Origin of the sequence: Rhizobium sp. X9, from assembly GCF_018873185.1 — a bacterium.
In the GTDB taxonomy this organism is placed as follows: Bacteria; Pseudomonadota; Alphaproteobacteria; order Rhizobiales; family Rhizobiaceae; genus Agrobacterium; species Agrobacterium oryzihabitans.
The window spans coordinates 38,551-61,741 of record NZ_CP071314.1 but is presented as its reverse complement, the minus strand read 5'-3'; the positions used below and the strand labels follow the sequence as shown (position 1 = coordinate 61,741).

General features: G+C 61.2%; 22 protein-coding genes and 1 pseudogene. 7 read left to right on the top strand and 16 right to left on the bottom strand.

The window, feature by feature from the left end; all coding sequences use genetic code 11:
- Positions 1–68: 68 nt before the first annotated feature.
- From JZY08_RS27155 to JZY08_RS27120, 8 genes are all read right to left on the bottom strand, one after another.
- A complete protein-coding gene (locus tag JZY08_RS27155) occupies positions 69–773 on the bottom strand; it encodes a FadR/GntR family transcriptional regulator (RefSeq protein WP_036356142.1) in 705 nt (234 codons plus the stop codon).
- A gap of 18 nt (positions 774–791) precedes the next feature.
- A complete protein-coding gene (locus JZY08_RS27150) occupies positions 792–2,348 on the bottom strand; it encodes an FGGY family carbohydrate kinase (RefSeq protein ID WP_058124219.1) in 1,557 nt (518 codons plus the stop codon).
- Positions 2,341–3,381 (bottom strand): zinc-dependent dehydrogenase, encoded by a 1,041-nt coding sequence (locus JZY08_RS27145; protein WP_216333600.1) that lies wholly within the window; start codon positions 3,379–3,381, stop codon positions 2,341–2,343. Before JZY08_RS27145 ends, JZY08_RS27150 begins: the two co-directional genes overlap by 8 nt.
- Complete coding sequence (locus JZY08_RS27140; RefSeq protein ID WP_036356137.1) at positions 3,378–4,202, bottom strand: class I fructose-bisphosphate aldolase; 825 nt, start codon at positions 4,200–4,202, stop codon at positions 3,378–3,380. The genes JZY08_RS27145 and JZY08_RS27140 overlap by 4 nt, the downstream gene beginning before the upstream one ends.
- Positions 4,203–4,310: 108 nt before the next feature.
- On the bottom strand, positions 4,311–5,291 hold the full coding sequence (locus JZY08_RS27135) for a D-2-hydroxyacid dehydrogenase (RefSeq protein ID WP_216333599.1): 981 nt from the start codon (positions 5,289–5,291) through the stop codon (positions 4,311–4,313).
- Between the two features lie 147 nt (positions 5,292–5,438).
- A complete protein-coding gene (locus JZY08_RS27130) occupies positions 5,439–6,719 on the bottom strand; it encodes a TRAP transporter large permease (protein WP_216333598.1) in 1,281 nt (426 codons plus the stop codon).
- Positions 6,716–7,270 (bottom strand): TRAP transporter small permease, encoded by a 555-nt coding sequence (locus tag JZY08_RS27125; protein ID WP_216333597.1) that lies wholly within the window; start codon positions 7,268–7,270, stop codon positions 6,716–6,718. The genes JZY08_RS27130 and JZY08_RS27125 overlap by 4 nt, the downstream gene beginning before the upstream one ends.
- A 68-nt stretch (positions 7,271–7,338) precedes the next feature.
- Positions 7,339–8,334 carry a DctP family TRAP transporter solute-binding subunit gene (locus JZY08_RS27120; RefSeq protein WP_216333596.1) on the bottom strand — a complete coding sequence of 332 codons (996 nt, stop codon included), beginning with the start codon at positions 8,332–8,334 and terminating at the stop codon, positions 7,339–7,341.
- Positions 8,335–8,521: 187 nt separating this feature from the next.
- On the opposite strand from JZY08_RS27120, the gene JZY08_RS27115 reads away from it, so the two are divergent.
- Positions 8,522–9,334: an IS5 family transposase gene (locus JZY08_RS27115; protein ID WP_047170150.1), complete on the top strand. Its 813-nt coding sequence runs from the start codon at positions 8,522–8,524 to the stop codon at positions 9,332–9,334.
- Positions 9,335–9,877: 543 nt separating this feature from the next.
- Positions 9,878–10,261: a VOC family protein gene (locus JZY08_RS27110; RefSeq protein ID WP_216333595.1), complete on the top strand. Its 384-nt coding sequence runs from the start codon at positions 9,878–9,880 to the stop codon at positions 10,259–10,261.
- Positions 10,262–10,357: 96 nt separating this feature from the next.
- Here the strand turns inward: JZY08_RS27110 and JZY08_RS27105 are convergent, their stop codons facing one another.
- Both JZY08_RS27105 and traA read right to left on the bottom strand, forming a co-directional pair.
- The gene (locus tag JZY08_RS27105) at positions 10,358–11,104 is read right to left on the bottom strand and encodes a DUF6118 family protein (RefSeq protein ID WP_216333593.1); all 747 of its coding nucleotides are present in this window, start codon (positions 11,102–11,104) and stop codon (positions 10,358–10,360) included.
- Positions 11,105–11,115: 11 nt separating this feature from the next.
- The gene (traA, locus tag JZY08_RS27100; protein WP_216333590.1) at positions 11,116–14,589 is read right to left on the bottom strand and encodes a Ti-type conjugative transfer relaxase TraA; all 3,474 of its coding nucleotides are present in this window, start codon (positions 14,587–14,589) and stop codon (positions 11,116–11,118) included.
- A gap of 276 nt (positions 14,590–14,865) precedes the next feature.
- Between traA and JZY08_RS27095 the strand changes: the two genes are divergently transcribed.
- The 4 genes from JZY08_RS27095 to JZY08_RS27080 are packed head-to-tail and all read left to right on the top strand — an operon-like array spanning position 14,866 to position 18,027.
- A complete protein-coding gene (locus JZY08_RS27095; RefSeq protein WP_094543838.1) occupies positions 14,866–15,645 on the top strand; it encodes an NYN domain-containing protein in 780 nt (259 codons plus the stop codon).
- Between the two features lie 14 nt (positions 15,646–15,659).
- Entirely contained in the window at positions 15,660–15,965 is a 306-nt protein-coding gene (locus tag JZY08_RS27090) for a mobilization protein (protein WP_103466577.1), read from the top strand.
- A complete protein-coding gene (locus JZY08_RS27085) occupies positions 15,962–17,626 on the top strand; it encodes a type IV secretory system conjugative DNA transfer family protein (RefSeq protein ID WP_103466575.1) in 1,665 nt (554 codons plus the stop codon). The genes JZY08_RS27090 and JZY08_RS27085 overlap by 4 nt, the downstream gene beginning before the upstream one ends.
- Positions 17,627–17,637: 11 nt before the next feature.
- Positions 17,638–18,027 carry a hypothetical protein gene (locus JZY08_RS27080; protein ID WP_103466573.1) on the top strand — a complete coding sequence of 130 codons (390 nt, stop codon included), beginning with the start codon at positions 17,638–17,640 and terminating at the stop codon, positions 18,025–18,027.
- Between the two features lie 295 nt (positions 18,028–18,322).
- Here JZY08_RS27080 and JZY08_RS27075 read toward each other — a convergent pair whose 3' ends face one another.
- From JZY08_RS27075 to JZY08_RS27050, 6 genes are all read right to left on the bottom strand, one after another.
- Entirely contained in the window at positions 18,323–18,634 is a 312-nt protein-coding gene (locus JZY08_RS27075) for a type II toxin-antitoxin system RelE/ParE family toxin (protein ID WP_103466571.1), read from the bottom strand.
- Positions 18,635–18,637: 3 nt separating this feature from the next.
- Positions 18,638–18,916 carry a type II toxin-antitoxin system ParD family antitoxin gene (locus JZY08_RS27070; RefSeq protein WP_103466569.1) on the bottom strand — a complete coding sequence of 93 codons (279 nt, stop codon included), beginning with the start codon at positions 18,914–18,916 and terminating at the stop codon, positions 18,638–18,640.
- 95 nt (positions 18,917–19,011) lie between these two features.
- Positions 19,012–19,227 (bottom strand): plasmid partition protein ParG, encoded by a 216-nt coding sequence (locus tag JZY08_RS27065; protein ID WP_103466567.1) that lies wholly within the window; start codon positions 19,225–19,227, stop codon positions 19,012–19,014.
- Positions 19,228–19,247: 20 nt separating this feature from the next.
- The gene (parA, locus tag JZY08_RS27060) at positions 19,248–19,877 is read right to left on the bottom strand and encodes a ParA family partition ATPase (protein ID WP_103466565.1); all 630 of its coding nucleotides are present in this window, start codon (positions 19,875–19,877) and stop codon (positions 19,248–19,250) included.
- Between the two features lie 555 nt (positions 19,878–20,432).
- Positions 20,433–20,954, bottom strand: coding sequence for an AAA family ATPase (locus JZY08_RS27055; protein ID WP_082186265.1), 522 nt, complete (start codon positions 20,952–20,954; stop codon positions 20,433–20,435).
- The gene (locus JZY08_RS27050; protein WP_082186264.1) at positions 20,951–21,580 is read right to left on the bottom strand and encodes a recombinase family protein; all 630 of its coding nucleotides are present in this window, start codon (positions 21,578–21,580) and stop codon (positions 20,951–20,953) included. The genes JZY08_RS27055 and JZY08_RS27050 overlap by 4 nt, the downstream gene beginning before the upstream one ends.
- Before the next feature lie 129 nt (positions 21,581–21,709).
- Here JZY08_RS27050 and JZY08_RS27045 point away from each other — a divergent pair.
- A pseudogene (locus tag JZY08_RS27045) lies at positions 21,710–23,185 on the top strand (DUF4158 domain-containing protein); the annotation flags it as partial.
- Positions 23,186–23,191 lie beyond the last annotated feature (6 nt).

The window sequence follows — 23,191 nt, the reverse complement described above, 5'->3', positions numbered from 1 at the left end:
GGACATTGCGGACTAGGGAAGCACTAATCTACACGTATGAGATTGTCGCTCGTGCCTTTCCGAGGCTCTCACTCGCTGATGTTGAGGATCGAAATCTTCGATTCTTCCCGACGCCATAACCAGTAACACTCCTGAATAGCCTCACGAGCGAGCTCCGGCTCGCGATCCCTTAGGGCTTGCACGAGTGCGCGGTACGCTTCGACGTTTCGTTCGAACGCACCGCGGACCATGGAGATGATCCTGACCTTGTTCGCAATCACAGATCGGATGACGGACGAGAGGCCATCGATGACGATGACGATTACAGGGTTGCGGCACGCCCTGGCGAGGCTGGCGTGAAGCTCGAACTGGAGCTCAACCACATCTTCCAAGGAGTCTGATGCAGCGATCTGGTCAATGAGATCCTCGAGGGCCTCAAGATCAGCATTGCTGGCCTGAATCGCGGCGGCTCCTGCCATTTCTCGACCAATCATTTCCATGGCGTTCTGGATCTGATCAATCGAGATGAACCCGAGCTTCAGAGCAACGCCGAAATAGAACTGCAGGAACCGCGAGTTTGGCAGCGCCAGATAGGTCCCGCTGCCTTGGACGCGCTGGAGCAACCCGAGCGTCTCCAGAACGGTCAGCCTATCCCGCAGAGTCGGGCGCTGGATGCCGAGTTGATCGGCCAGCTCACGCTCTGTGGGAAGCTTGATCCGTCCGCTGCTGTCGGGTCTCAGCTCCATCGCGATGTCGATGACGCGCGCAAGGATATCGTCTTCGCCGTCCGTCATATGAAAACGTAGTTCCTTTTACCCAGTGGCTCGTACCCCAAGCCGGGGCCGCGCCTCTTCATCCGCGTACGGGCCAGAACTACGATCTGCGAGAGCATGCATCAAGTCGCACAGTTGCGGGTAAGCTGCGTCAAAGATCGTGAACATGCGGTCGTAGGTCTCGATCGTCCGTTGGGACCCGGGCCTGATCGCTGTTGCGTTGGCCGAGATCAACGGAAGCTCCCTATCATCACTGCCCGTGAACAGCCCTGCCGCTATGGCACCAAGCAGGCCCGCTCCCAGTGCCGCAGCATCAGGCATATCAGACATGATATAGTCGAGCTTCAGGACGTCCGCCTTCATCTGCCCCCAGAATTTGTTCCGCGCTCCGCCGCCTACACTGAGCATGCGCTCCGGGCGCTTGCCCCATTTGGCGGAACCCCGCTCCAGAATCTGCCGAAGGCCGAACGTCGTGCCCTCAAAGACGGCGCGAACCATATCCTGTCGGCTGTGTCGGAGGAGAAGCCCGAGCCAGCTGCCGCTCGCCTCCGCATCCCAGATGGGGCTCCGCTCGCCGGCAAGGTAGGGCAGGAACAAGAGACCGTTGGCTCCTGGAACCGACTCCTGCGCCAGGCGCTCCAGCTCGGCAAGAGTCTTGAGCTCCGGCCAGACCTTGTTGTTGAGCCACCCGAACGCACCGCCCAGCGTCGACATTGCCCCGTGGGCGAGCCAGCGGCCGGGCACGATATGATGGCGATGCAGGAATGACGGCTCGAAGTCCGGACGGTCAAGGCAGAAGGTAATGACCCCGGACGTGCCGACGGACTCGAAAACCTCGCCGCTGTCCATCAGGCCAACCGCGAAGGAAGCCGCTGCCGTGTCGGCAGCGCCGAGCGCTACGGGGATGCCGGCCGGAACTCCAGTCAGGATGGAGGCTTCATCCGTCACTCGACCGATCATATCGGTACAGCCACTGATTTCTGGCAGGATAGCCCCATCGAGTCCCCACCTGGCTAGGAGGTCGCGACTCCACGACGGCTCGGGATCAGCAATACGCATCAGACCCGAGTAAGACGCTTGGGTCGGCTCGATGCCGTCCTGGCCACTTAGCCGGCGAGCCAGGAAACCGTTAAGCATAGTAACCCGCCGCACTTTTGCCCAAGCACCCGGTTCATTCTCACGGACCCAGGCCAGGTTGGCTGCCCAGCAGGTAGACGTGCTAGCCCGGTTGCCGGTCTGCTGCACCTCTGCTTCAGCGTCGGCACCAACCACATTTTCAAGACCTGCTTGGGCCCGGCCATCGAGGTAAAGGATGCCCGGCCGTATTGCCTGACCCTCCTCGTCGAGAAGGATGGTCGTCGGGCAAGTTGTGGCAAGCCCAATCGAGCTTATCGTAGGGACGCGGGTGGCAACCTCCCGAATAGCATCGGCGGTGGCCGCCCAATAGCGGTCGAGGTCGATTTCGGCCCAGAGCGGATAAGGTGTGACCACGGGAACCGCCCGGTGTGCCTTCGCAACCAAGCGGCCTTCGCGCGTGAAGGCACAAACCTTGATCCCGCTCGTTCCAGCATCGACCCCGAGGAAGGCTTCAGTCATTGCGGATTGCCACCTTAAGCGCCCGCCCACTCTCTGCCTCCTTCAGCGCCTCGACAGCATCTGCCAATCCGAAGCGATGGGTGACAAGCGAGTTGGCATCGATGAGCCCGCCTGCGAGCAGGTTGAGAGCCGTCTCATAATCTTGCCGACGCAGCGCGCTGGCTCCGGTCACGACGATCTCGTTGTAGTGCACGAGATTGACATCGAACGTCGCCATGTCACCCGCCGAGAACCCCGCGAAGAGGTTGACGCGGCCACCTTTGCGCACGAGCTTCAGCGCCTCGTTAGCAAGCGCCGGAACGCCGATGGCTAGGATCGCCACATCCGCGCCGAGACCGTCAGTCCCCCCGCGGATTACCCCTGCCAAATCCTCCTTGGTCGGATCGCAGGCGATGTCGACGCCGCGCTCGAGGGCAGCCTCGCGGCGCATCTGGTTGGGCTCGCTGACGATGACCAGGCGTGCCCCGGCCCGACGCGCAAGCGCCGCATGCATGAGCCCGATCGGCCCTGCCCCGAGGATGACCACCACGTCACCGAGTTCAACGCCGACATTGCGCAAACCATTGATGCAGCACGCCAGAGGTTCCGCCAAAGCCGCCGCCTCGAACGGCATCCCCTGCGGGATACGGGCTGCGTTGCCGGAATCAAGCGCCAGCGCCGGCACCCTCAGGTACTCGGCATAAGCCCCATCGAACTCGTATCCGATGGCCTGACGATTCTGGCAGACATTCTCCCGGCCGGTTTTGCAATAGGCGCATTTGCGGCAGGGAATGACAGGATTAACCGACACCGGGTCACCGCAGGAGAACTGCGAGACGCCTGCCCCTACCTCAACCACCTCGCCCGCGAACTCGTGGCCGAGAATGGACGGGAAGCGGACGCCCTTGGTTTTGCGGCCACGCAAGATGCGGATATCTGTCCCGCACACGGTTGCGGCCCTCACCTTCAGGATCAGCTCACCGGGTCCGGCGGACGGGGTTGCGACATCCTGCAAGACGACGTCGTCGGGAGCGCGAAGAACTGCTGCCTTCATTTCTGGAGATCCTTCTCTTCTTCAAGGGCGCGCTCGTAAACTTTGAGAGCTCCTTCGACGCTGGCGTCATCGTGCATCAAAGCGGACAAGGATTTGATAACGGCGGAGGTATGCGGGTGAGACCACACGAAGCGGCCATAGGTAACACCGCGCATACCAACATCGAGTGCCTGGCGGGTCATGCGCAAATAGTCCTCCAGAGTCTCGCCCATCTCGCCACCAGCCAGAGCCACGATGGACGGGCAGGCATCCACCACCGAGCGGAAGCTCTCGGCTGAACCAGACCACATGGTTTTGATGATGTCGACGCCAAGCTCGGCGCCAGCGCGCACCGCGTAGGCCAACACCTCAGCGTCGTGCTGATCCTTGATCAGAGCGCCCTTCGGATAGATGTGCGCGACAAGCGGCATGCCGGCCGACGCTGCTTCTTTGGAGATCTTGCCAAGGAATGTCAGCTGCTGGGCCTGATCGGGGCCGCCGACGATGCAGCCCACCGAAATAGCGTCAGCGCCAAAGCGCACCGCTTCCTCCACGTCCGCAACGGGCGTGTCGTACGTCGGATGGTACTGCACGGAATAGGCACTAGCCTTCAAGATGATTGAGGCCTGGCCGGCATAGGGTGCGAACACCTTCTCGGCGATGCCCTTGTGCATGGTGATACCGTCAGGCTTGCCGGCTACAACCTTGCGCATAACAGAGCGGATATCCACGAGTCCGGGCATCATCCCGCGGGTGATCGGATGGTCAACCGTAATGGCGAGCATGCGGCCAGACTTGGGATTCACGATCCGGTTCAGACGAACTTCTTTCCCGAGAAACATAGAGGCTCCTTAATGCAGGTCGGATGTTGCCGACGAAACTGGTACTAGATTTGGTTATACCAATTAAGGCTGAGGTACAAGTCCAAACATCAATTGGTTGCACCAATTTTACGCGACTAGGTTCCTTGGGTTGCCGGCCCGAAACAGCTCGATGTTCTCAAACAGCTGGTCCGTGAGCCCCTGGACAGCCTCGCTGCTCGCCCAAGCTACGTGCGGCGTAAGGATGAAGTCGGGCCGGTCCAGCAGGCGCATGAATGGGTGATCCGCAGCTGGCGGTTCCGCCGTGACCACATCAAAGGCAGCGCCGGAGATTTGTCCAGCTGTGAGCGCATCCGCCAGGGCAGCCTCGTCCACCAGCCCTCCGCGGGCCGTGTTGATGAGCAGGGGCCGACGCTCCATAAGGGCGAATTCCGGAGCGGCGATCATGTTGCGGGTCGATGGCATCAGCGGAGAGTGCAGCGTGATGACATCGCTCTGGCGGAGCACATCCTCGAAAGGGGTGTAGAGCGGACCCATGCCGGTTGAGCCCTTGTAGGCGGAGAACAGCACTCGCATGCCGAAGCCGCGGGCGATGTCGGCGACGGCTTGACCAAGCACGCCATCGCCGATGATACCGAGGGTCGAGCCGGCGAGATCGCAGATTGGATAGTCGAAGAAGCAGAACTGACCCGCCTCCTGCCATCGGCCTCGGCGAACAGCATCCGCATAGGCTAGGATGCTGCGCCGCAGGGCGAGGATCAGCGCGAAAGTGTGTTCGGGCACAGTGTTCACCGCATAATTGCGGATGTTGCACACGGAAATGCCGCGTTCCTGGCAGGCTGCGACGTCGATGATGTCGTACCCGGTGGCCGCAACAGCGACGAGCTTGAGCCTGGGTGCCTGCGCGATGGCATCGCGTCTTACCGGTGCCTTGTTGGTGATGACGATATCAGCATCAGCAATGCGTGTGCCTACATCGCCCGGAGCGGTCTTGCCATAGGTGATAAGCTCATGAGGGAAAGATAGCGTTCGCAGCTGCGTTTCTGGAGAGAGCGTCTCTCGATCGAGGAACACAATGCGGGCCGGCGCACCGGGCAGAGATTCAGTCATACGATACCACTTTCTGCGAGTCGGTTGTGGCGATCTATACGCGGCATGTGAGGTCAGGATCCGCCTCGACAAACCGGCTTCCACCGTCGCCAGGAAATGCAAAGGGCCTGATGTTGATACACCCTGCCCTTTCTTGACTTGTGGCCGTCAATAGAGCCCGAGGAGCCTGATCGGCCCCAGAGTCAAAACTGGAAACAGGACCAGCGCTAGGATCGCGGCGGTCAGGATCCCAACCGGGATCATAGATCCGCGGATAACGTCCTCAATCCGCATTTTCGCCACTTGAGCCACAGCGAACAGACAGACACCTACCGGCGGCGTGACAAGGCCAAGCGTGAGGGAGATCACGGTTACAATCAAAAAGTGCATCGGGTCGATGCCCATTTTCAGTGCCGGAGGTAGCAACACCGGTATCAAGATGAACATGGCCGCAATCGCATCCATGAACATCCCAACCACGATGAGGAACAGGAAGATCAGGAACAGCGCCATGGTCGGGCCGGTGCTGATGCTGCCTAGGAAATTAGCGACCTGGACTGGCAGGCCGTCGAACGCGAACACCCAGGCAGCGAGCTTCGCGGTCGCGGCAATGAAAAGAATCGTCCCAGAGGCCCGGGCCGTCTCGACCAGGATATTCCATATCTCTGCTGGAGGAATTGAGCGATAAACGATGACTGACAGAAACATCGTATAGAGCACCGCGATGGCGGCGGCTTCCGTCGGCGTGAAGAAGCCATTGACGATACCGCCGAGCAGGATGACCGGTGTCAGCATCGGCAGGATAGCGCGAAGCCCAGTCGTCACGACCAAGCGCAGATTGAACGGAGTCGGTGGATTATAGCCGTAGCGCACAGCGTAGAAATGGTTGAATACCATGAACACGAAGGCGATGAACAAGCCTGGGATCAGGCCAGCTACCAGCAGCGTGCCGATGGAGACGTTTGCGATCGAGCCTGCGATCACGACCAGGATAGATGGCGGGATGATGGAGGACAGCGTCGAGGTGACGAGCGTCATTCCGACCGCGTAACTCTTGGGGAAGCCATGCCGCTCCATAGCTTTGATCTCGATCGCGCCGACAGACGCGATGTCGGCAACGGACGATCCGGAGATGCCGCCGAAGATCACGGAGGAAACCACGTTTACGTGGCCGAGGCCGCCGGGCATCCAGCCCACCATCGCCTCGGCGAAGTCAAAGATGCGCTCGGCCACACGCCCCCGCTCCATGAAGTGCCCGACCAGGATGAAGAGTGGCACGGCTACAAGCAGGAAGGAGTTCATCGCCGAGAACATGCTCTGCGAGAGGAGATCGATCGGGGTGGACGTGAACATCATAATGACCGCCACGCTAGCCAAGCCGAGCGCCACTGCCAAAGGAACGCCAAGGGCAGACAGCCCTAGAAAGAGAAGAAGAAGCGCAATGCTCACGGCGTATGTCCTTTCGAAACAAAGACATCAGGCTCGTCGAGGTCGACCCGCGGCGCGCCAACCTCCGGAAGCGCAATCAGGTCGCGCTTCGTCCTCAGCGACTCAACGATGGCCAGGACAGCTAGAATTGCCGAAATGGGCATGATGAGACCGATCACCCACATTGGGATGGCGAGCGTCGCCGCCTCCTCGCTCATCATGATCTGCTGGCGAACGAGGCTAAGGCCAGTCCACCCCATGATGCCGAAGAACAGAACGGATGAGACCACATAAATTGGCACCGCCAATCGCCGGAATAGGCTTGGCGCCGCAGCGATGAACACCACAACCCGGGCACTTTCAACGGTGCGGAAGCCTGCAGCGAGGCCCAAGAAGACCATCCAGACGAAGAGAAAGCGGGTGGCCTCCTCAGACCAGGAGACAGGCTGCCCGATCAAGCGGCTTACAATCTGTACGACCACCACAATCAGGATCCCGGCTGCCGTGGCGCCAGCTGCAAAGTCGGCAGTGAGCTTGACGAAACGGCCGAGCAAAGACGGTTGTTGAGCCATGGGGCTTCACCTCTCAGATGGATTCTGGCCGCGGGATCGCGGCCAGGACGCCCTGTAGGACTGTCTTACTACTTGCTGACGGCTGCGATGGTGCGGTCGAAGAAGGCCTGATCTTTCACGAGCTTGGCGAAGGTCGGAAACAGCTCCTTGGCGACGTCCGCGAAAGCCTTCTGTTGCTCAGGGGTCAGGCGGTCGACCTTCATGCCCTTCTCGGTCAGCGCTGCGATCGACTTGCCCTCGTCTGCAGCGTCGTTTTCCACCTTCCAGGCCTCGGCCTCAACAGCGGCTTCTTTGATAGACTTCTTCTGGTCTTCAGGGAGTGCGTTGTACTTAGCAGGGTTGATCCCTAGCACCCAACCATCCGCCATATGGTTCGTCATGGTGGCGAAGGATTGCACTTCATAGAACTTAGCCGTGACCGGGATGTTGATCGGGTTTTCCTGGCCATCAATGACCTTCAGCTGCAGGGCATTGTAAACCTCTGCAAAGGCCATTGGGGTTGGAGCAGCGCCCATCTTCTTGAAGAACTCGACCCAAAGCGGATTGTTGGGCACGCGAAACTTCATGCCGGCCAGATCCTGCGGACCCGTGATCGGCTTGCGGGAATTGGTCATCTGGCGGAACGGACGCGGCCACAGGCCAAGGCCTTGAATACCAATCTTGTTAAGGTCAGCGATCAGCTCCTGCCCCAGCGGTCCGGACAGGTATGTGCGGAGCTGAGCCGTATCTGTAAAGAGGTACGGAACTGAGATTGCCGTGAACTTCGGATTGAAGTTGGCGTAAAGCGACGTCGAGAGCAGCAGCATGTCGAGCGAGCCACCTGAAAGCTGCTTCACTGCAGCTGAGGGATCGCCGCCATACAGCTGACCATTTGGAAATACCTTGATCGTGACCTTGCCACCTGTCTTCTGCGACACCAGCTCGGCGAACTTGTTGGCCGCCAGAGTGATCTCAGAGTTGTCCGGATCAGGTGTAGAGAGAGTAAAGTTGGTCTGAGCACTCGCTGCAGTCGCAGCAATCATTACAGCGGCGGTGGCCAAGCCACGAATCATGGACTTCAGCATTCTTTGTCTCCTCCATAAAAACGTTACGATGTTATTATTGGTTATACCAAAGGTTAGCCGAACGCGTAGCGGATGGCAAGCGCTGTCTGAATTGGCATAACCAATTATCAGAGCCCGTCCCGAAAGGATTGAGCGACTGGGGCACTCGTGATTCCAAGGGGTTGTTCAGGCCATCTTGGAGCGAGCGATGTGGACCCCAGCCACTCGCCGGCAGCATAGTCGCGCGGGACTTCGATATGAAACGGATTTGACGGATGCGGAGTGGCGGCTGATTGCGCCGTTGCTACCGGCGCCGAAGCGGACGGGCCGGCCGCTCTCCTGGCCGCTGCGCGAGATCGTCAACGCGATCTTTTACGTCATGCGCGGAGGCGTCGCCTGGCGGCTTCTGCCGAGCGACCTTCCGCCCAAGAGCACGGCCTATCGCTGGTTTGCGGCCTGGCGAGACGGGGGCGTGTTCGAGGCTCTCAACCATGCGCTGCTGATGATCGATCGCGAACGCAGCGGTCGGCCGGCCTCGCCCAGCGCCTGCATCATCGACAGCCAGAGCGTGAAAACGAACGAAGCCGGTGGGCCCCGTGGCTACGACGCCGGCAAGAAGATCATGGGTCGCAAGCGCCACGCCCTCGTCGATACCGACGGGCGTGGCCTCGTCCTCTTCGCCCATCCCGCCAGCGTGCAGGATCGCGATGGGGCGGGCCCGCTGCTGGCCGCCTCGCGCCGCCCGTTCCCCTTCATCGAGAAGGTCTTCGCGGACGCTGGCTACCAAGGCCCGCGTGTCGCGACCGCCACCCGCATCGCCGTCGAGATCGTCCGGCGCAAGCCCGATCAAATCGGCTTCGCCGTTCAGCCCCGGCGGTGGGTCGTCGAGCGCTTCTTCGCCTGGATCAATCGAAATAGACGGCTCTGGAAGGACGCCGAAGCCACCATCGCCTCCGCGACGGCCTTCCTCTACGCAGCCGCCGCCATGGTTCTTATCCGCCGCATCGCGCGAGCGTCATGAGTTCCGGGACGGACTCTGACGGCATGGGCGGATTTTATTCATCTCAGTATAGCTCCCAAGGATTGGCTCGTTCCGGGAAGAAACCCATTTGGAATCTACATTTACACGCAGGATGTAGACAACATCGCTTCTAAACTAGGCGAGCGATTGGCGCATCAACCCAAAAAACAACCATGGGGAATGTATGAATTCGCCGTATCCGACCCCGACGAAAACCTCGTGCGAATAGGCTGCGAACTCTGACCAAGCTCCACATGCCGTAGCTGTCGCGCAACTCCCGAAACATGCGAGCAGGCTTTAGGAATTTCGCGAAAGGCAGTCGGCCAGAGTCGACTCCCTGCGGCATTGGTAAGACGCTTCTCATGGCGCTCATTCTGAACGCCTGGCGCAAGGCACGACCAGTCGCAGTCTGCCCTTGCTGGCAGGAGGAGACGAAGGGAAAGGCCAATAAAAATTGGCGCAACAACCGACTGAGATGCCATCGCCGGAAGGAGGTGAGATGCCACCCATCTGCAATTCCTTCTCTTACACATGGGGAACGACATGAAAAACTACAAACCCAAAGGCCATCCGGATGTATCCGTCTATCTCATGGCAAACGAAGCAGAAGCCGTCATTGATTTTGCCAAGCGTTTTCTTGGAGGGCAGGTATTGCGCGCCGAAGAACGCGCCGATGGAACGCTAAGCCATGGCGAAATCCAAATCGGCGACAGCGTCGTCATGATCTCGCAGGCGAATGAACAGTATCCGGGATTTCCCGTATGGCTGCATGTCTATGTGAAAGACGTTGATGCGACCTTCGAGCAAGCCAAAGCGGCAGGCGCCGCTGTTATCCAAGCACCGTCATCCAGCGGTGATGGTGATAGGCGAGCCGGCCTCCAGGACAGTTCTGGCAACATCTGGTGGGTATCGACAACTGAGACTTGATTGTTCCCGATAGCCGGCGGCGGTGATCCTCCATCGCTGATCGAAGGATTCAAAACGTGTTGTCGCACAAATCCTAAAACCCGCGACAACTCTACATTACTGCTCCGGCGCTGACACGGTGATTGTGCATCGCTGATCTTTCTTCATCTTGGCGGCCGCCTCAGCGCACGCGGAAAGCGCCTCCCGATTGGCGCGCACCAGATCGCTCGCCTCCACGATGCTGCGCCAGCCTTCGGGGCTTCCCGACTGCATCAACACGCCTCCGGCCTTCCAACGATCGGCATTCATGACGGTTGCCGCAACGGCCATGTTGACCGAACCGGGCAACACGCGCGGAAGGAACAGCATCACCAGCGCGCCAACGATCAGGCCGATAGCGAAGGCGACGACCAGCCACCAATTTTGCCGCTTGCGCTCCCGTGCGCTGGCGACGTGCGCCGAAAGGTTCCGGCCGGCGCGCTCGAGGTCGGATGCCTGGCGCTCGAGCTGCTGCACGGCGGTCCTCACCAGGCCCTCGCCGCTGCGCTCGAGGCGGGCGGCATAATGCTCCGGCCCGTTGCGCAGAATGGGCGACTGCTCGACGCCCTGTAGATGCTCCGCGACAACGGCGAGCTGCTGCACGAGCTGGGCGAGCTGGGGCTTGTAGTCCTGCGCCGGCTCGATCTTTTCGAGCTGGTCGAAGGCCGCTTCCAGCCCGCGCCGCATGACGGTCATTTCCGCGCCGATCTGCGCGCCCTGCGTCTCGATCGTGCGGCGCAGCGCATCGAAGGCGGCGGCAGGATCGCCGGCGTCCTCGTCCTGCATCGGCTCGTGGGCCTGCCTGTCGTCGTCCAGTTCCGTCATGAACTCCCTTTCTACATCGATATGCCCCGGCTAAGCCGCTGGCCGCGTGTCATTTCGTCCTGAAGGGCGCGGGCAACGCTCTGCTCGCGGCGCAGCTCCTGCCCGATACCAAGCTCCCGGCTGCGGTTTCTCACGATGGATTCCGCCTGCGGGTCGCGCTCAAGGCTCTTGGCAAGGCCGCTCATCTGGCTTTCGACCTTGCCGCGCGCCTCGTCGTGCTGCCAGCCGCGCAGCTCCCGGCGCTGGCCCTGCAATTCCTGCCAGCGGTTCACGAAGCGCTCGGCCCTGACGTTCGGGTCTGCCAGCGCCGCCCGCTCCCGATCCATGCCGGCGACGAGCTGGCCGACACGATCGCGGCCGGAATGCTCCGTGATGGCTTTGGCCGTCTGCGGGTCGTGCTGCAGGGCCGACCGTATCAGGTCGTGCGATCCCGGCCGCGCCTGGTCGAGCTGCTGGCCGGCGACGTGGATTTCCTGGCGCTGCATGTCGAGAACCGGCAGGCCGTCGCGCCGGTGCTGGTCGATTGACTGATAGGCCCGCGCATAACGGTCAACGGCGGCTTCAAGCGGCGACTGCCGCCGCGCCCGATCCGCAAGCCGGTCCTGCGCCGGCCCCTCTGGCGCCGACGAAGCCCGCAAGCTCCCCTCCCTTTCCGGCCGCTGCTCCGGCGTGCCTGTGCTGCGCTCCAGAGAGGGCGCGGAACGGGCATTGAGCTTGAGGCCGGCGAACATGCCGCCCCGCTGCTTCTCGGCCTGCTGCGGCCCTTTCTGCTCGATCTGCGGGCCGTCCTCGCCGGCACGGTCCAGCTTCGGCCGCTCGGCCGTCGACTCCCGTTCCGCACGTAGCCCGGCGCGCTCGGCCGGAATCTCGATCTCGCTGCGGATGCCGATCGCTTCCGCGATTCCGCGCCGCTCGGCAAAGTCGCGGGTATAGTCGAGTGTCGTTTCCTTCACGCCAGACCGGGACAGGCGGTTTTCTAGCTGCTCATAGGCGAGCTCGCCGGCGTCCTGAACCTTCCATGTGCTCCGGTGCGTCTGCGTCCCATCCGGTAAGGTGACGGGGGTGGAGCCTAGATGCTGAAGGCCGATCTTCTCCCCGATCTCCGGCGCGGCCTCCTTCATGGCGCGCTCTAGATCGACGCCCCATAGGGTGCGCTGCTCGCCCTTGTCGTTTTCCAGCGTCACGAAATAGCTGCCGGACTTCTGCGGGTCATGCTCGAACGGCGCAGCTCCGTACTCGACCAGGCGGCCGGCATTGGTGAACTCGTCCTGTGCCGCGTAGAGCTGCACGCCGTCACGATGCCGGGTCATGGCGACATAGGTTAGATGCCGATCCATCGTCCCCGACGCCATCACATAGGAACGATCGACCGTCGCCCCCTGATTTTTGTGAATCGTCGTCGCATAGCCGTGGTCGATCGCCTGATAATCGCCCATCGGCACGCTGACGCTCTCGCCGCCCCGGCCGTCGAGCTGCGCGACGATCCGGCCGGCCTCGACATGCTCGACGGTGCCAAGCATCCCGTTTTTCACGCCAAGGTCGCGGCTGTTCTCCAAGAACACGATACGGTCGCCCGGCGCGAAGTCCCGCTTGCCGTCATTGGTCTGGAAAGTCAGCGCACCGGCATCCTCGCCCTGCGCCAGCTCGCCCCGGTCCTGTAGCTCGGCCCGGATCGCGTCATTGATGGCGCGAACATCGGCCCGGCGATGCGCCATCGCAACGCGCGTCCCCTCCGGCCGCTCATCGCGATCGGCAAGGTAATCGCGCACGATCTGGCCGCGCGCGTCCTCGCCAGTTTCCGCAAAGCTGATAGCGCCGCGATCCCGATAGGCCGCCAAGCCCTCGGCCGTCCGGTGCGTGGCGAAGTCAACGGACGCCTCGCGCTGCCAGTCCACGCGCTGCCGGCGGATTTCGGAAAGCTCGGCATGGCCGATTTCCTCCGTGATCACCCGGAACGGTGCGCCGGCCCCGATCGCCTGCAACTGCTCGTGATCGCCTACAAGGACGATCTTCGCCCCGCGCGCCTCGGCCTCGCCAACGAAGCGGGCGAGCTGGCGGCTCCCGACCATGCCCGCCTCGTCGATCACGAAGACGTCGCCGCGGCCGATCGTGCCGCGGTCGTTCTCCCAACCACGGGACCATGACGCGAGGGTGCGGCTCTGGATGCCGGAACTTTCCTCCAAGCCCTCGGCCGCCTTGCCCGACAGCGCCGCGCCGTGGACCTGATAGCCCTCGGCCTCCCACGCCTCGCGCGCGGCCGCGAGCATGGTGGACTTGCCAGCGCCGGCATAACCGACAACGGCCGCGATCCGCTCCGGGCCGGTGATATGCTCGATCGCCCGGCGCTGCTCGTCCGACAGCCGGGCCGAAGCATCGCCGGCGCTGCGCTGAATGGCGGCGTCCTGCCGCTCTATGGCGCGATCGACATGCCGGCGATCGACACCATGAGATTGCACCTGGTGCATCCGCTGCGCGCTCTCGATCATGCCGGATTCAATCTCGACCATTTCGCGGGTTGAGAACCGTGCAAGCTCGATCTCCCCCGTAGCCTGGTCGATCCGCTCCGGCTGAAGCTCCACAAGCGCCGGCGAGGCCATCACCTTCGCAAAGGCGCTCTGGAACTCCTGCGGGTCGTCGTTGATGTAGCGATGCAGCGCCCGCGCAACGTCGTGGCGATCGAACACGCTCTTTTCGCCGGTGATGAGGGTTAGAACCTGCTCGGGCTTCTCCCGGATCAGCTCGGCATTGCGCCGCGCCGCATCCTCGTCCAGCCGCGTGCGCGACACGTCGAGGCCGCGCCGCTCCATCTGCGAGGCATGGACGCCCATATGCTCGGTCGGCGCGATCTCTAGCCCGCGCTCCATGTGTGAACGATGGTCGATCCGAATATCAAGCCCGGCCATCGCAAGCCGCTCGTTCGCGATCCCCTCCCACCGCTGGCGAAGGTCGCGGAGCTGCATGTCGGTCGTGGGCAGGTCGTGCGCCAACAGCCATTTGTTTTCGCGCTCAAGATAGGTCTTCTCGCCTAGACCACTCTCGCCAACCTGCCGCGTCGTCATCATCACATGCGCATGATGATTGCGAACGTCGCTGGCGTCGTGAGGCGAATGGATCGCGAAATCCACCGCCGCGCCATATCGGTTCGCCAGCTCCTGCGCGAACTCCCGCGTAGCCTCTAGCCGCTGCTCGGCCGAAAGCTCATGCGGCAAGGCAATCTCAAATTCGCGGGCTACACGCGCGTCTTTCCGCTTCTCGGCAAACTCGGCGGCATTCCACAAGGCCGAACGATCCTTGGCCCATTCCGCGTTGACGCCTTCCGGCAAGACGATCTCCGCATGTTCCACGCCCTGCTTGGCCGTATAGTCATGCGTGATGCCGTCGCGCTCATTGGTCAGCTTCTCCCCGGCACGATAGGCCATCGAAGCGACGGCGCCCCGGCCGCTCACCCTCGAAACTGGCTTCATGCTCAAATGGTAGATCGCCAACCCGTTGCCTCGATGCCGTTTCCAATTTCCCGCCAGCCTCCTAGCTGGCGGCGCGCTGAGTTACGCAGTAACTCGTAAGTGCGCCCTTAGCAACTCAATCGCTTCGCTCTTTCGTCGCTCGGTGTGGCGCTTGCGGCTATGTCGATGCAATGAACTGAGGCCGCGATTGTGCTGCAAAACCGATGACTTTTCAAGATCACACAAGGCGATATGACGGGAAACGCTTGAGCCGGGCGTGTCTTCGTATAATCTGGCGTCCATTGGAGGGTGAAGAATATGGCAATAGAAAATAACCCGGCATTGGCGCTCCTAATCGATGGCGACAATGCTTCACCCAAGATCGTCGGTGGCCTACTCGCTGAAATCGCCAACTATGGAACTGCCAGCGTAAAACGCATTTATGGCGACTGGACAAAGCCCAATCTCAACGGCTGGAAAGAATGCCTGCTGGAACACTCGATTCAGCCAGTCCAGCAATTCGCCTACACGACCGGCAAGAATGCCACCGATGGCGCAATGATTATCGACGCTATGGACTTGCTCTATACCGGCCGCTTCTCCGGCTTCTGCATAGTCTCAAGCGATAGCGATTTCGCCCGCCTCGCAGCCCGCATCCGCGAACAGGGCGTCACCGTCTATGGCTTCGGGGAACGAAAGACACCACGCCCCTTCATTACTGCTTGCGACAAGTTCGTTTATTTCGACGTGCTCAACACGGCCGCCGGGGAACAGAAGGAAGCGGAAGCCGTTGTCGCGCCCAAGGCATCCACCGCCAAACCTGCGCCAGCGAAAGCGGCGCTCGATCGTGCTGCCCTCGACATGCTGGCGAAGGCAGTCACCGCCTCGGCCGATGAAGACGGCCGCGCCAATCTGGCCCGCGTCGGTGCGCACCTGGCGAAACAGTCGCCGGATTTCGACGCTCGCAATTTCGGTTTCCCGCGCCTCTCCGATCTGGTCGATGCGTCCGGCATTGTCGAGATCGAGCGCATTGGCGACAACCCGAAAATCATCATGGTTCGCCTCAAGGGTGAGGCTACCGCCCGCCCCGCGAAATAGGAGGGAAACGACATATGGCTCGCAAGACGATCGAACAACGGCTGGCCGAGCTGGACGCGCAGCGCGCCAGCCTCAAGGCCCGGCTCGGGAAACAGGAACGGGCGAACGATACCCGCCGCAAGGTGCTGCTCGGCGCGCTCGTCCTGCACCGGCTCGAAAACTCGAACGATCCAGATTTTACACGGCGGCTAGGCGACTGGCTACGCAAAGAGCTGCCCGACTTTTTGACGCGCGACGGCGACAAGGCTTTGTTTGCCGATCTGCTCGCCAACACGCCCAGGGGAGAAGCGGCGGGGAACGCTGGGGAAGCTGCTTCATGAGTCAGACGACGCTTGCATGGGCCGCGTTCAAGAACATGCTGCGTGAGGCCGCGCAGAATCCCCGATGGGCCTTCATCTCCCTGCTCGCCGCCCCCTTCCGTCTCGCCAAACCGCTGTTTCAGGGTTTCCTCGTCCTGCTCCTTATCCTGTTCGTGGTCGGCCTCGGCGGGCAGGCACTCTTGCGGGAATACGGCTTCGGCCCCGGCTCGATGCCCCTCATCGGCTGGTATCTCGTGACGCTGCTCATCATGCTGGCCGTCGCCTTCTACTTCCTCACACAACCCCTGATCTTCCACTTTGGCAATCTGGAGAACGACACCCACGGATCAGCCCGCTTCGCCACAAACAAGGAAACCGCCGCCCTCACCCGCACCGATAACGGGCTGCTGATCGGCCGCGATCCCAAGACAAAAAAGCTGCTGCGCTATGCCGGTCCGGCCCACCTGTTGACCATGGCACCGACCAGGACCGGCAAAGGCGTCGGCACCATCATTCCAAACCTGCTTACCGCCGACCGCTCCGTGATCTGCATCGACCCCAAGGGCGAGAATGCCAGGATCGCCGGCCGCGCCCGTGCAACCTTCGGCCCGGTCTATATCCTCGACCCCTTCGGCGTCACCGGCAAACCCTCAGCCGCCTTCAACCCGCTGGAAGGGCTCGACCCCGTCGGCCTCGACGTAGCCGAAGATGCAAGCACCCTGGCCGACGCCCTCGTGTTCGATGAACCGGGCACGGCCGGCGAGGCGCATTGGAACGAGGAGGCCAAGGCGCTCATTGCCGGCCTGATCCTCAAGATCATCGCCGCCGAGCCGACCAGCCGATGTCACCTCGGCACGCTGCGTGAATATCTGACGCTCGCCCCGGAAGCCTTCGTCGCACTCCTGAAGGACATGCAAGCGTCAACCGCCGCCAACGGCCTGGTCGCCCGCGCAGCAAACCGCCACCTCGGCAAGTCTGACCGGGAAGCAGCCGGCGTTCTCTCGGCCGCACAGCGCCATACCCATTTTCTGGATTCACCCCGAATGCACAGGGTCATGGATGAAAGCTATTTCGCCTTCGCGGACCTGAAGAAGCGCACCGGGACGGTGTTCCTCGTCCTGCCGCCCGATCGTCTCTCGACCTATTCCCGATGGCTGCGCCTGCTCGTCGCGCAAAGCCTCACCGACATGGCCCGCGATCCGGCCAAGCCCGCCGCCCCGGTCCTCTATCTGCTCGATGAGTTCGCCGCCCTCGGCTATCTGGCCCCGGTCGAGCGCGCAATGGGCCTCATGGCCGGATATGGCGTCCAGCTCTGGCCCATCCTGCAGGACGTTCACCAGCTCCGCGCCACATACGGACAGCGCGCCGGAACCTTCCTGTCAAACGCCGGCGTCCTGCAGGTCTTCGGCGTCAATGATCATGACAGCGCCCGCCTCGTCTCCGATCTGCTCGGACAGGAAACCGTCGTGTTCCAGACCATGAGCCGCGCCCTCGATGCAGAGGAAAGCGGCATCACCTACGGCGAGCAACATATAGCCCGCGCGCTGCTGACCCCGGATGAGGTCCGCAACCTGCCGCAGAACCTCGAATTGCTGTTCCTCGCCGGGCAACGGCCGATCGTCGCCGGCAAGCTCGCCTATTATGCCGATGCCGAGTTCCGGGGGCTGTTCGACCAGGCATGAAGGATGAAACCATGACCGACCCTGATATATCCGAATGGCCCGATCCCGCCGACAAAGCCCATGCCGTCGAACAAGCCAACCGGCTCCGCAACCAGGTCGCAAAAGGCGGTTTGCGGTTTGAAGCCTATCTGCCGCCGTCTCTGGCCCTGTGGCTGCTCGACCTGATTGAACAGGGCAAGTTCCTTGATCCGTCCGAAGCCGTGTTCGTGATCCTGGGCGAGCATAAGGAGCTGGAACCCCATGCCGATCTGCGCCGCGAACTGCTCAAGCGCAGCATCAAGGCGGCGGCCGATGATCCCCGGCCGGCCCTTCCTTTTGAAGAAGGAATGGCGGAGATACGCGAAATGCTGAAACAACCGCGTCCTGAACCGGCCAGATGGGAAAAGCGGTCCCGGCGCTGACGCACCGGGGCTTTGTCACGAGCGGCCCTCCGGCTCTCTACAGCGCGACATGGGGGCGCGTTCGCCTCCGGGGCGGCGCGGCGCGCGCCGCGAAACCATGACAGAAACCAACATCGCCACACCCGCAACGGTAGCCCCCCGCCGGCCCGTAGGGAACGCGCTCCCCCATTGCGCCGTAGTGACCGAAGGGACGGCCGGGGGCGGGTTTGAGGCAATGAGCGTTTGAGTATATACTCAAATACACAATTGAGTGACTGACGGACCCATGCGCAATCGGGATTCTAGGCGAGGTGAACTATTGCTCACTATCCCGCAAATCTGCCTCATAGTCCTGACCGCCGTAATAGACGCCAAGAATATTCACGGTGTCGCTTGTCACCTCAAACGCGATCGTCACGCGCCGTCGGTATCCTACAGTTCGCAGACCTGGCCTTATATCGTCGTGGCGCGTTCCTCGATGCGGGAAGGTCGAGAAGCCGAGACAATGTTTCACGATGGCGGTAGTATATCGCTCGCCAACCTCCGGCGCGGCCTTCTCGCCAATATCACTATGCAGCTTCACAAGCTGCGCTTCCGCCCTCGGCGAGAAGATGACGCGATGCGACATGCCTTAGCGGACTTTCAATTGGCGCTCGGTTTCGGCCTTCAAAGTGGCCAATACCTGTTCCGGGGTGCGGCCTATCGACGGGTCTGCCTTCAGCTCGTCATAGGCGGTCGCAACTTCCGTGCGAAGCCAAGTTTCAAGGGCCTTGTCGCGCGCCTGTAGGGCACGCAACCCGTCGCGTATAACCTCGCTCTCGCTGGCATACTCCCCCGACGAAACCTTAGTCTTGACCATCTGCGCCATTTCGTTCGGTAACGTGACGCTGAACTGTTGCGTGCTGCGCATGGGAATCTCCCTGACTTGATCGCGCTTAGTAGGATTAAACACTATCACAAATAGGCACGATCGGGAATGCCTTATCCTACACACACCTCAATCACTCATTTAAGTGATTGAGTAATCATCTCCCGCAATATCTCGGAAATGGTGCGTCCCTGCTCAACGGCCATGAGCTTGAGCCGTTTGTGTTCCTCACGGTCCAGATCGAAATTCACGCGCACGGTTCCGCCTTTATCGGAAAGGCTGGCGAGCGTGGCGGCCTTCCGCACGTTGCTCGGCCGGCCGGCGCTGAGCATACCCTTTTTTTCTTCACTCATTTGATGCTTTCCTTATTTACTCAATTGAACAATTGTTTGATTTCGTTCGCAAGCGCCGTCATTTCGCGGGCCGCTTCGCTATCCGGTTCCAAATCGAGAACGGTTGACCCTGCAGCAGCGGAGCCGGGATAACTCACGCGCTGCGTGATCCGGGTCGCCAAGATCGGCAGGCCGTAACCGTTCAGGGCGTCGGTGATCTCGTTGCCGATCCTCGTTCCCTTGATGGCGCGGGACACGACGAACGCAGCGCGCAACTTGCCGTCTGTGATCTCCATGCGCTGCTTGACCAAATCGACTAGCTCGGCCGTGGCCCAAATATCGTAGGGCGAGGGCTGCACCGGGATCAGGATAAAATTCGCGGCCTTGATCGCAGAGACGGCGAGGTCGGCCGCCTGTGGCGCTCCGTCGATCACGACGAAATCCTTGCGGGCGACATTCTTCAAATCGCGCTCGATCGTCGGCCGGTCCAGCCCGACCACGGAAACGGGCTGGTCCTCTCGCACGGCGGCCCAATCGCGGGCGCTGCCCTGTGGGTCGGAATCGATCAGCAGCACGTCAGCGCCACCGATCTGCAAGGCGCGGGCCAGGTGGGTGGCGATCGTCGTTTTCCCCGCCCCTCCCTTTTGGTTTAAAACGGCAATCACATGCACGGCCGAAGCTCCTAATTTTGATGAAATGTGTATTTACTCAAATGAGTATATCAGGTTTGAGCTTTTGAGTAAACAGGTTTTAACCTCAAGCACTCATTTGAGTAAATAGGCGCTGCCCTTGCAGCCTTCTTCTTCTCGAAAGCCCATGCGAGGTGGGCCGCAGACGCAAGCGTTGCGTTTTGAAGTTCTGAGGGTGCCGCGCCGGCCCGCCTATATGCGGGCCGGAACCGCCGCAGGGCCTCGTAAGAGGCCCGAACAGCGGCGACCGCTTATGTTTTTACATAAAGAATAGAATTAGAGGGGGATTCAGTCTGGTTATCAGACTCACGTTTCATCAAGGCTTTTGCCATGCCAACAAGAGCCGCCCCAACCGGCGTATCGCCCACGTCGAGCTGTGTCCGCTCATCGAGGGGCAAGGCCTGCCTGTAAGCGTCAATTTGCTCGCTCCAAGCCCTCTGGTCCTGTCCGTGATCCGCAGGCGGGGGAGGGGCCTTGCCGAGCCGCCCGAGGAGGCCCCTGAACATTAAAGGGGCACAGATATACGGTAGGCCGATTTCACGCCTTTTGCGCAGCCTTCTTGATGGCAGCTACGAAGCCCAACAGTTCGGCTGGCGAGGTGAACCGGAACACCCGACCGGCAAATCCTTCCATTCGAGCAAGGTCGCGCTGTCGTTGCTCCTTTCGGTAATTGATCACAAATCGGAAGAAGGCCCAATCAAAGCGTTCAGGACATCCCGGCGCGAGCTGATCACCGCGATTTCGGCCCAAACCGGATACCGTTCGTCGAATAACTCGCCACAGGCATAACGATGTTGTGTAATCGAGATGGATAAGCGTGTCCGCAGATGCCAATCGCTGCTCAAGCGTGCCGCTATAATTCCCGTCCATAATCCATTCAGATTGCGCCGCAAGCTTTTCGACGGTTTTCTGCCATGATGCGCTATCCGGCCTTTGCCAGCCCGGCTGCCAGTAATGTCTATCGAGGTGGACGACGGGCAAGCGGGTCGCTTCGGCCAGTTCTTTGGCGAGTGTGGATTTCCCGGCGCCCGGACAACCGACGATGAGGACTCGTTTCATTTCTTTGCCTTCCGCATAAGCAGCCGCTCTCCATCGGTGCGCAGCGCGCCCTTAGGATCGACAAACCGGTAGAGCGTCTGTCGTGTGATACCGAGTTCGGCGCAAAGATCGGCCACCTTGGTTTCCGGCTTCCCCATTGCTGCCTGAGCAAGGCGCAGCTTCGCCGGCGTCATTTTGAAGGGCGCTCCGCCGTTCCGGCCACGTGCGCGTGCGGCGGCGAGACCAGCTTTGGTGCGCTCAATGATCAATGCCCGCTCGAACTCAGCCAGCGCCGCGAATATGCCGAACACCAGCCGGCCATTCGCCGTCGAGGTGTCGATCGACGCCCCTTCACCTGCCAGAACCTTGAGGCCGATATGCCGTTGGGTCAGATCATCGACCAGATTGACGAGGTGGCGGAGATCGCGGCCGAGTCGATCGAGCTTCCAGACGACAAGCGTGTCACCGCGACGCAGCGCCTTCAGGCAGGCGGTGAGACCTGGACGGTCCTCTTTCTTTCCTGACGCGGCATCCTCATAGACATTGTTGGCGTCGACACCAGCCTGTGCCAGCGCGTCACGCTGAAGGTCATGGACCTGGCTGCCGTCGGCTTTCGACACTCGCGCATATCCGATCAGAGCTGTCATTTATTCGTCCGTCTGCGTGACAATTTCGATTTGGCCGCGCCAAAGCCTGTAGATTGTCACATAACCCGTCTTGCAAAGTAAGCTCCGCGAACGGTTATCTCCAGTCTTTTTGTGACATATGGAGCGCCGATGCCTCGCCGCATGATTTTGACGGATGCCGAACGGCAGAATTTCCTTGCCCTGCCCAGCGACGACGACACCCTGATCCGCCATTGGAGCCTTGATGATGAGGACCATCGTCTTCTGGAAACGCGCCGTCGCGACGATACCCGTCTTGGCTTGGCCCTTCAGCTTTGTGCGCTCCGTTATCCCGGCCGTCTCATCCAGCGCGGAGAGGTCATCCCGGAAAGCGCGCTCACCTTCCTTGCCGAGCAACTCCGCATCGAGCCGAATGCACTTGCCAGCTTCGCACGAAGAGCGCCCACACGCTACGAACAACTGACCGTCCTCCGCCAACACTACGGGTTCAGCGAGCTGAGCCACCCGTTGCGCACCGATCTGCTTGCCTTCGCGCGCGGCGTGGCGATCGCCTCGACCAAGGACAAATTCGTCGTCGCCGCTCTCGCCGATGAGATGCGCCGGCGGCGTATCGTCATTCCCGGCATCACCGTGATCGAACGGATGGCCGGACAGGCATGCACCGAGGCTGAGGAGGCGCTGTTTGCCGATGTTGCCGGAAGGCTGACGCCCGACATCATCGTCAGAATGGAAGCGCTGCTCGGTATTGGTCCACGCGTCCGCCAGAGCGGGGTCTCCTGGTTACGTGAACCTGCCGGAAAGGCTGGAGACGCAGCGATGCGGGGTCTGATCGATCGGCTTGAGGCCGTGCGCCACGTTGGCCTTTCAAGTGATGTGCTTCAGGCCGTCCCCGCCCATCGGGTGAGCCGCATGGCACAAGAGGGCCGGCGCCTGACCGCCCAGAACTTCGAGCAAATGCGGCCCGGCCGCCGATATGCTACGCTCGCAGCTTTCCTTCTGGAGATGGAAATCGCGCTCACGGATGCCGCAATCGCCATGTTCGAAGTCCTGATCGGCAAGGCGTTTCGGCGGGCCGAGGCAGAGCGCGACAAACGACTGCTGGAAACCGCCACCTCGGCGACATCGGCGCTGGATTTCTTCGTGGGCTTCGGTGAGGCGATCGCTGCCAGGCGAGAAACCGACCTTTCGCTCGATGAGGCGGTCAATGCAGTCGGCGGCTGGGAGCAGTTGATGCGGGCAACCGCGGCTGCGAAGGCAGCATCTCGTCCCCGCAAGGACGATGATCTGATTGCCTATCTGCCGGCGCAATATATGCGTATCCGGCGCTTTGCAGCACCATTCCTGGCAGCCTTCACGTTCGAGGGTAATCGTCAGAGCCGTGATTTCATCAACGTGGTGATGCAAATGACGGCCGCAGGGAAAAGCCGCCGTCGCTCTCTGGACGCGCAATGGATCAAAGCGGCGCTCGATCTGGTCGACAAGCGGTGGAGCAAGGAAATCAGAACGCCAGATGGCTCGGTTGACCGCAGAATGCTGGAAATCTTTGTCATCGTTGAGCTGAAGAACCGGATCGCTGCCAACGAGATCTGGATCAAAGGTTCTCGCACATATCGCGCCCTCGATGAGGGGGGC